Genomic DNA, 8,854 nt, shown 5'->3' with positions numbered 1-8,854 from the left:
GCCAGCGTTCGTCCTGAGCCAAGATCAAACTCTCAATAAAGTTGACTTGCGCTCGCTTCTAAAAGCTAGCTTTTGTTTCATGTTTAAAATCATACTGGTTGTTTTGTTCAGTTTTCAAAGATCAATGTTTGACTGCCGTTTTTGCGACAGCTTTTAAAGTATATCATCTGTCTGATTTCGTGTCAACAACTTTTTTTGAGTTAAATTCTTGCTTGTTGTTGATAGATGATATTTTTTTGTTGCGCCGTTTTCAGCGACGATTAATAATATAACATGGTTTTCAATGAAGTGTCAACATCATTTTATAATTTATTTGTTTCTTTCTAAGGTAGCCCATTTCTTGCACCAACATCAACAGTATATGCCTTTGTTCCTCATATGTGAATAGTATATATAGAAAAAAGCAGAAGCATAACAGCTTCTACTTTTTCGTGACTTGATATTTGCGATGACGAATCATTGTACTCTTCGTTTCTTCTAATACTACTTCGATTATATCCTTTGAGACTAAATATTCCACTACACTTACTAAATCATACATATAAGGAGCTACATCGGGATGTGTCTTCAACTCACCAAATCCCCATGGTGTTTCACGCGTGCGCATTACACCCAATAAATGAGCTGCACATGCTTCTGTACGCTTGTTTATTGCGAAGTCCATCGCTATTAGCATCAGTTCGACTCTTTTTTTCATTTCTTCTGTACTTCGCACTAATTCTTCATATAACTTATAGACTTCCAGGTCAATTCGTTTTATCTGACTCCATACTACTACTTCCGGATGATAGCCTTTATCTAAAATAGCGATTCTTCCTAAGTAATGTAAGGAACGAAGCAGTCTGCTGTAAGCATCTAAGTAGTTGCCTGATTCATAGAGATCACGTGATTCAATATAACTTCTTGTCAGCTTGGAAAATTCGATCGTTAAGCGTAATTGCCTGTTTTCACAAGGAAATACCCTTAATGTTTCCTTTAAATTTGCTAGATACTCATTACGGTCATAAATGATTCTACCATTAATGATCCATTCTACCGCTCGTCTGTAAGCACTTGTTTCGATCCATTCTTCTAATAAATCACGATCAATAACATGCAGTGCTGCTGACTGGTCTTGAAACTCATAATGTTTAACAATCCATTTCTCATCCAATCCTTTTACAACTACTAATAAAATGGAATCAAAATTGTCTGTCTCTGGGCTGATTTTTTTCTTTTTCTCCATAATTAGGATGCCCAATGTGTTTCGATTACTTGCTCTTTCCTGATAAATAGGACGTAAAATATCCTCCACTTGATTCTCCCCCTCTATCGATTCACATATTAATTATTCGATAAAAATCAAATAATCCCTTTCAATCAGTGTAACTTTTTTTCATTTGTTACTTTTTACCCAATAATGACTGTTTTGTAAACAGGAATTATTTAACATAAGTATTTTGACTACAAGCATTTTCATGACAAATATGCTATACTACAATCGATATACACTACGTTTTTGGAGGAAGTTCTATGGCGGATATTACGTACAAAAGTAAAATAAATAAAATCAGAACCTTCGCATTGGCTTTAGTTTTTATCGGATTCATCATTATGTATGTGGGGTTAATCTTTAAAGATATTGAATGGTTGATGCTCATTTTTATGATTCTAGGGACTTTGGCGATTATCTTTAGTTCAGTGGTCTATTTCTGGATTGGTATGCTCTCCACCAAGGCTATACCGATTATATGTCCAAGCTGTGAGAAGCCAACTAAAATGCTCGGCCGTGTTGATGCTTGTATGCATTGTAAACAACCTCTTACATTAGACAAGGACCTAGAAGGAAAAGAATTTGATGAAAGTTATAATTCAAAGAAAAAACGTCGCTAAGTAAACAGCGGCGTTTTTTTACTATTGATACAAAAAGGATAAAGTGAGACTATGATCAGGGTCTTAGCCCAGACGGTTAGCACCGCAATAAAAAACACACGAGCAAACTTGCGTCGTGTGTTTAGATTTAAACTATTTGATTTTTCTCTTTTTTACATTCCTGACAAACTCCGTATACTTCCATTCGATGATGGCTTACATCAAACCCTGTAATCTGTTCTGCTAATGACTCGACTTCATCAAGGCTTGGATAATGAAAGTCAACGATTTTCCCGCAGCTGTCACATATAATGTGATAATGCTTCGATGTGTTACAATCAAAACGACTGGATGAATCTCCATATGTCAATTCACGAACTAGACCTATTTCACGAAATACACGCAAATTGTTATATACAGTTGCAACACTCATATTAGGAAATTTTCCTTCCAATGCTTTATAAATATCATCAGCAGTAGGGTGAGTTTCTGCTTTCAATAAAAACTCCAACACCGCATGACGCTGTGGTGTAATTCGGACGCCCGAGGATTTCAGTTTTTCTACCGCTTCTTGCAGCATATGTTCAGACACCGCCATGCACCTCACTTTCCTACAAATTGTAATATTCCAGTGTAATTATAAGTACTATATTACAATAGTACCACTATTACCACAATTATTACTTTATAATTCTTATAATTAGTGTACTCTCTATCCACTTGCTCTGTCAATATAAGTATACGAGTTACCAATAATTTTATGCTTATGCCTTATTAGATATCAGCTCTTAAGTTCTTTTCTTCCACGTTTAACTGATGGTTCACTGTACGTGCCACCACAAACAGGTAATCAGATAAACGGTTTAAATATTGGATCGTAAGTGAGTCCTGTAATTGATCTTGAAGACTGACTGCAATTCGTTCTGCTCTTCTTGCTACGGTTCTTGCATGGTGCAGGGCACTTGCCGCAATATGGCCAGACGGTAAAATAAAATTGCGCAATTCCGGTAGACTTTCCTGCCATTTATCGATTTGTTGTTCTAAATGCTCAACATGACGCTGCTCGAGTTTCCATGTTACTTCTTTATCTTCAGGGGTAGCAAATTCTGAGCCAACATGGAAAAGAATCGTTTGAATATAATGAAGTTCTTCTATTAATACAGTTTTTGCTTGAAAGTCTTCTTGTTCGATATAGCTGATTGCTTGCCCTAATAGAGCATTCACTTCATCACATGTGCCATATGCTTCAACACGTACATGGTTTTTCGGCACCCGTTTTCCGTATATAAGGGATGTTTCTCCTTTGTCACCTGATCTTGTATAAATCCGCATCGTTTTCCCACCTTTATAGCTATGTCTGCTTAAAAAAAGTGCAAGCAATGTTTATGCTTACACTTTTTGTAGCCTATAATTCTTCACGAATGTAGTTTAATGCTTTTTCAACATGTCCTTTTACTTGGACATTGCGGAATTCCTTCTGTAAGACGCCTTCCTTATCGATAATAAAAGTAGAGCGTACAATGCCCATATATTCTTTACCGAATTTATTCTTTAATTGCCATACACCAAATTGTTCCGCTACTTCCTTGTCTTCGTCAACTAACAATTCAAAAGGCAATTCATGCTTATCGATGAATTTCTTATGGCTATCCTCTGAATCCGGGCTCACCCCGAGAATAACTGCATCTAAGTCTTGAAAACTTTCGTAGTTATCACGGAAATCACAAGCTTCAGTCGTACATCCTGGTGTGTCATCTTTCGGATAGAAATAAAGTACTACATTTTTCCCTTTATAATCGGAGAGTTTTACTGTTTCCCCTTTATTATTCGTTAATTCGAAATCTTGTACAGCTTGTCCTACTTCAACTGCCATGATTAAAATCCCTCCATCCATGATATGTTATCTCAAGCGTATCTGAAATTGGTTTAAGTCTCAACTAATATACATCCCGTTCCCCTTTACCTTGCCATATTTTTAAGAAAAAGGCAGGCGGTAAAATGTAGCCAATTAATGATTCGACAAGTGCCAGTAACCTTCCCCAGCCGATTGGCGTTATATCTCCATAACCAACTGTCATTAATGTGACACCACTGAAATAAAAGGAATGAGCTAACGTCTCGAACGGTGGTAATTGCCTCAATTGGCCATCGTCGAGTAATAATATACCATGAAAGGATAATACAAAATATAAACAGGCAAATGAGGTGAGTACGGTAAAATAGACAACAAGTAACGTATAAAAAATTTCATAGGAAAAATAACTGTGCTGATGTGCTTTTCCGAAAATAAAAGCGGATAAACTTCCTATTAATAAGAAAACGATTAATAGAATTGAAATAACGGCAATCATTAACTCCCCTCCCTCACCTATTTATCACGGAAGTCTCACTTTATATTTTCCTATTTTTAGTATACGATTGTGTAGTAGGAGTGATGACGAATGAGGCGTATTTATATTGTCGAAGATGATCCAAAAATTCGCGATATATTAGCAGATTTTTTACAAAAATATGATTATGAAATAGCTTCTGTTAACGATTTTGATCAGATTCAGGAGGAATTTCAAGACTATCAGCCACATTTAGTTTTATTAGATATTAACTTACCGAGGTTTGACGGATTTTACTGGTGTCGCAAAATCCGTGCAGTTAGTAATTGTCCGATTATTTTTATTTCTGCCCGTGACAGCGGCATGGATCAAGTAATGGCGATTGAAAATGGTGCTGATGACTACATAACCAAACCATTTCAGCTCGAAGTCGTGTTGGCAAAAATCAAAAGTTTGATGCGTCGTGTTTATGGAGAATATCGTTCTGATAAGAATTCTAGTCTGATTGATGTGAACGGCCTGCAACTTGATACTTCCACTTTCATCTTATCTTTTCAGGAAGAACAGTGCTTGTTAACCAAGAAGGAATATTTATTAGCGCAATCATTGTTAAGCCAAGTAGAAAAAATTGTTTCCCGTGAATATTTACTGGAACGATTGTGGGATGATCAAGATTTCGTTGATGATAATACATTAAGTGTTAATATTACAAGATTACGAAAGAAGCTTTCTGATTTAGGGATAGACGGTGCATTAAAAACAGTTCGTGGCGCCGGATATAAATTAGAAAAGGTCTGGGAGCATTCATCATGAAAGGTTATCTGAAGGATCAAGTAGGTTCAATTATCTTCTTTTATTCGCAAATTGCGTTGGTGATGATTGTCGCTCAGCTTGCTAGTTCGCTAGGTGGTTCACAAATTAGTAAAAGTAATTTTCTTTACATGCTGATTATCGTCACTTTTTTCCTTGTGATTTATCATATGTATCGTTATGCAAAATATCGTGATATATATCGTTATACCATTGATGATGCGACAGAATCGGCTTGGCTTCCTGATACACCAGATCATCTTACTACCCAATTAAAAGAACACTATGAAAAACAATATAATAGTTATAAACAGCAAGTCGAACTACTTCATGCCGAAAAAAAACAAGAGAACATCTTTATGCAGCAATGGATCCACCAGATGAAAACACCGTTATCTGTAATGCGATTAACATTAGAAAAAGAAGAACATAATCTCCCTACACAATTCAAACAAAATATGGATGAGGAACTCGATCGTATCAAAAACGGACTACAGCTTGCCTTATATCAATCACGATTACAACAGTTTGAACGTGATTTTCATGTCGAAAAAATTGTCGTGAAAGATTTGGTACACACGATCATTCAGGAATATAAATCAAGCTTTATCCGTAACCGTGTTTACCCAAAAGTAGAGATCGATCCCTCTTTACACATTTATTCTGATCAGAAATGGCTTGGCTTTGTACTAGAACAAATCACGAGTAATGCGATTAAATATGCTGGCGACACGAACAGTACTATTCACTATCAAGCATCTGTATGGGAAGGTGCTGTCGAATTAAAGATAATCGATCATGGCATCGGGATACCGAAGCAGGATATAAAACGTATTTTTGAACCTTTTTTTACTGGAGAAAATGGACGGCACTATCGTGAATCGACAGGAATGGGATTATTTCTAGCTAAACAGATATGTGATTCATTAGAACATCAGCTTGAAGTCAGTTCTGAAGCAACAAAAGGGACAACGATTATGATACGCTTTGATCCGTCCTAACAGAAATCTTACGAAAATGTAAGATTTCTTTTTTAATTTGAAAGAATAATCAATAGGTTGTACGTCTTGTTCTGTTTATAATGAAACTACAATAAAATGAGACTATTTACATTTTTCCAATAAAGAAAGGATGAACATATCATGAGCCTATTACAGGCAACTAATATTTCCAAAATATATGGCAGTAAGCGTGGAATCGAACATAAAGCAATCGATAATATTTCACTTTCGATCGAAAAGGGTGAATTCGTCGGTGTAATGGGACCATCTGGTAGTGGTAAAACAACACTGCTTAATGTTCTGTCAACGATCGACCGCTTAACAGCGGGGACTCTTACGATAAACGGTGAAGAGATTACTCGTTTAACGAAAGGCAAACTTGCCAAATTTAGACGGCGGGAAATGGGCTTTATATTTCAGGATTTTAATCTGTTAGATACCTTAACGATTGCTGAAAATATTATGCTTCCACTCACACTAGACGGTTGGAAAGTAAAAGATATGGAAAATAAGTTAGCTCAGATCGCAAATCAACTAGGGATTGACACCATTCTACGTAATCGCAGCTTTGAAGTCTCTGGAGGGCAAATGCAACGTGCCGCTATTGCCCGGGCGATCATCCATGAACCAGCGATTATTTTTGCTGATGAGCCGACAGGAAATCTAGATTCAAAAGCTTCTAGACAAGTGATGGACACTCTTTCGCAGTTAAACAGCCAAAAAGAAGCGACAACGCTTATGGTTTCACATGATCCTTTCGCTGCCAGCTTCTGTGAACGAATTCTGTTCATTAAAGATGGGAAAATATTCAATGAACTCCATAAAGGGGATAACCGGCAATCCTTTTTCCAAGAGATCTTGAATGTGCAGTCGATGCTAGGAGGAGATACCGATGACATTCAGACAGTTCGCCTTTAATAATGTCAAACGTAATTCCCGCCAATACCTGAGTTATTTCTTTAGCTGTATGTTCTCAGTAGCTGTGTTTTTTATTTATGCGGTCATTATGTTTCACCCTGAAATTGAAAACTATGATTTTCGTAGTGCTGTCGAATCTGGAATTACAGCTGTAGAAGTAATTATTTTTTGTTTTTCCTTTTTGTTCGTACTCTATTCGACAGGTGCTTTTATAAAATCCCGCAAAAAAGAATACGGTATTCTAATGACACTTGGTATTAGTAAAGGACAGCTAAACCGACTGTTAATTTTAGAAAATTCGATTATTGGCTTAGTATCGATATTTGCTGGTATGTTAGTTGGTACGCTTTTTGCCAATTTATTTATCATGGGCTTTTCTAACTTGCTTGGTCTGGAAAGCTCCTTAGGTTTTCAAATTTCATGGAAAGCATTTCTTTTAACTTTTGTTGGTTACTTCATCATGTTTGAATTAAATTCACTGATTGTGGTATGGACATTACGGATAAATTCCATTGTTAGTTTATTTCAAGGCGCAAGAGCACCGAAGAAAACACCGAAGTTTTCCTGGATATTCGCGATCATTGGATTCGGATTAGTAATTGCTGCTTATTATTTAGCATGGACGGCAGACATGATGAATATTGGACTGCGTATGATGCCTATTTTAGGGTTGATTATCCCGGGCACTTATTTGTTATTTACGCAATTTTCGGTATTATTTATCCATCTTCTCAAGAAAAATAAGGGGCTCTATTTTAAGAAAACGAACTTACTAACTGTTTCTGAATTAGGCTATAAATTAAAAGATCATGCCCGGTTGTTATTTTTCGTCACGATCTTAAGTGCTGTTGCCTTCACAGCGTCTGGTGTTCTCTATGGTGTGTTCGAAAGTGCAGAAACGGAAGCATCTGCCTATATGCCACAGGATGTCTCTTTTTTAAGTAAAGGTGAAGAGAACATTGAAAAAATGGATGACGAGGTAAGCAAATTCACTAATAGATTGGATCAGGAAAATGTTGATTATCAGTCACTAACCATTGATCCCGTTCAAGCAAAAACAATGGTCGATGAGAGTGAAGCATGGGTTGATATGATATCTTATTCAGACTATAAGTCCTTAGTAGAATTAAATGGAGAAGAAGTAACAGAAGACTTGGCGGACAACGAGATAATTGTAATGCTCGCCCATGCTGAATTGACTTTATCATATCGAGTAGAAGATGAATTAACATTAGAATCGGAAAATCATCAGGAAACACTACAAGCGAAAGTGATTCCTTCTATTGTGAATAGAAACTATCACACAAATCATACAGTGGTCGTAAGTGATCAAGTATATGACGATTTTGCTGCAGTGGCAGAACCAAACGAACTTTACCGATATGTTGACATAACAATGGAAGATTGGGTAGCAAATGCAGAGTTGACTGAAAGGGCTACTGAAACAATGGATAGAGAAGTTGTATCCGGTATTGATTCAAAGGCAAATTTTTACTTAATGCTGAAGAATTCCTTGTCCTATGCTTTATTTTTCGGATTGTTTATTAGTGTTCTTTTCTTCCTTGCCGCAGGATCGATTCTGTATTTTAAAATATATCAGGATTTAGATAAAGATGTAAGACAATACCAAGCTTTGTACCGGATCGGTTTGACGATTGGTGAAATGAAAAAAATCGCAACGCAACAAGTAGCCTATTTGTTTTTCATACCATTTATTTTAGCTGTGATTCATGCCGGATTTGCCTTCAAGGCACTGCAAAATATGCTTGAATCATCTATTTTACTGCCAAGTGTTACATTGATTAGTGCTTACTTACTGGTATATGCGATTTACTTTTTCTTCATTCGTGGATTGTACATTAGTAAAATTAAACAAGTGATGTAAGCTGTTTTTCCCTCTGTGGTTAAAAGTGCTATAATAATAGATGCATTTTAATCATGGAG

At 36.3% G+C, this 8,854-nt stretch carries 10 protein-coding genes; 5 read left to right on the top strand and 5 right to left on the bottom strand.

Going from position 1 to position 8,854, the window contains the following annotated elements; all coding sequences use genetic code 11:
* Positions 1–421: 421 nt before the first annotated feature.
* Positions 422–1,294 carry a nucleotidyltransferase-like protein gene (locus ACTWP4_RS22105; RefSeq protein WP_443130953.1) on the bottom strand — a complete coding sequence of 291 codons (873 nt, stop codon included), beginning with the start codon at positions 1,292–1,294 and terminating at the stop codon, positions 422–424.
* A 218-nt stretch (positions 1,295–1,512) separates the two neighbouring features.
* Between ACTWP4_RS22105 and ACTWP4_RS22100 the strand changes: the two genes are divergently transcribed.
* Complete coding sequence (locus tag ACTWP4_RS22100) at positions 1,513–1,872, top strand: YgzB family protein (RefSeq protein WP_443130952.1); 360 nt, start codon at positions 1,513–1,515, stop codon at positions 1,870–1,872.
* Positions 1,873–1,999: 127 nt separating this feature from the next.
* Here ACTWP4_RS22100 and perR read toward each other — a convergent pair whose 3' ends face one another.
* From perR to ACTWP4_RS22080, 4 genes are all read right to left on the bottom strand, one after another.
* Entirely contained in the window at positions 2,000–2,449 is a 450-nt protein-coding gene (perR, locus tag ACTWP4_RS22095) for a peroxide-responsive transcriptional repressor PerR (protein WP_443130951.1), read from the bottom strand.
* Positions 2,450–2,625: 176 nt separating this feature from the next.
* The gene (locus tag ACTWP4_RS22090; protein WP_443130950.1) at positions 2,626–3,183 is read right to left on the bottom strand and encodes a cob(I)yrinic acid a,c-diamide adenosyltransferase; all 558 of its coding nucleotides are present in this window, start codon (positions 3,181–3,183) and stop codon (positions 2,626–2,628) included.
* Between the two features lie 73 nt (positions 3,184–3,256).
* Positions 3,257–3,724 (bottom strand): thioredoxin-dependent thiol peroxidase, encoded by a 468-nt coding sequence (gene bcp, locus ACTWP4_RS22085; protein WP_443130949.1) that lies wholly within the window; start codon positions 3,722–3,724, stop codon positions 3,257–3,259.
* Positions 3,725–3,788: 64 nt separating this feature from the next.
* Positions 3,789–4,202, bottom strand: a complete 414-nt coding sequence (locus ACTWP4_RS22080; RefSeq protein WP_443130948.1) for an ion channel — start codon at positions 4,200–4,202, stop codon at positions 3,789–3,791.
* Between the two features lie 90 nt (positions 4,203–4,292).
* Between ACTWP4_RS22080 and ACTWP4_RS22075 the strand changes: the two genes are divergently transcribed.
* From ACTWP4_RS22075 to ACTWP4_RS22060, 4 genes are all read left to right on the top strand, one after another.
* A complete protein-coding gene (locus tag ACTWP4_RS22075; RefSeq protein ID WP_443130947.1) occupies positions 4,293–4,994 on the top strand; it encodes a response regulator transcription factor in 702 nt (233 codons plus the stop codon).
* Positions 4,991–5,992, top strand: a complete 1,002-nt coding sequence (locus ACTWP4_RS22070; protein ID WP_443130946.1) for a sensor histidine kinase — start codon at positions 4,991–4,993, stop codon at positions 5,990–5,992. Before ACTWP4_RS22075 ends, ACTWP4_RS22070 begins: the two co-directional genes overlap by 4 nt.
* 141 nt (positions 5,993–6,133) lie before the next feature.
* Positions 6,134–6,910 (top strand): ABC transporter ATP-binding protein, encoded by a 777-nt coding sequence (locus ACTWP4_RS22065; protein WP_443130945.1) that lies wholly within the window; start codon positions 6,134–6,136, stop codon positions 6,908–6,910.
* Positions 6,885–8,795, top strand: a complete 1,911-nt coding sequence (locus ACTWP4_RS22060; protein WP_443130944.1) for an ABC transporter permease — start codon at positions 6,885–6,887, stop codon at positions 8,793–8,795. Before ACTWP4_RS22065 ends, ACTWP4_RS22060 begins: the two co-directional genes overlap by 26 nt.
* Positions 8,796–8,854: the final 59 nt, after the last annotated feature.

The sequence above is a fragment of the Gracilibacillus sp. D59 genome (genome assembly GCF_052246695.1).
GTDB lineage: Bacteria > Bacillota > Bacilli > Bacillales > Amphibacillaceae > Gracilibacillus.
This window is presented reverse-complemented; position numbering and strand designations above follow the sequence as displayed.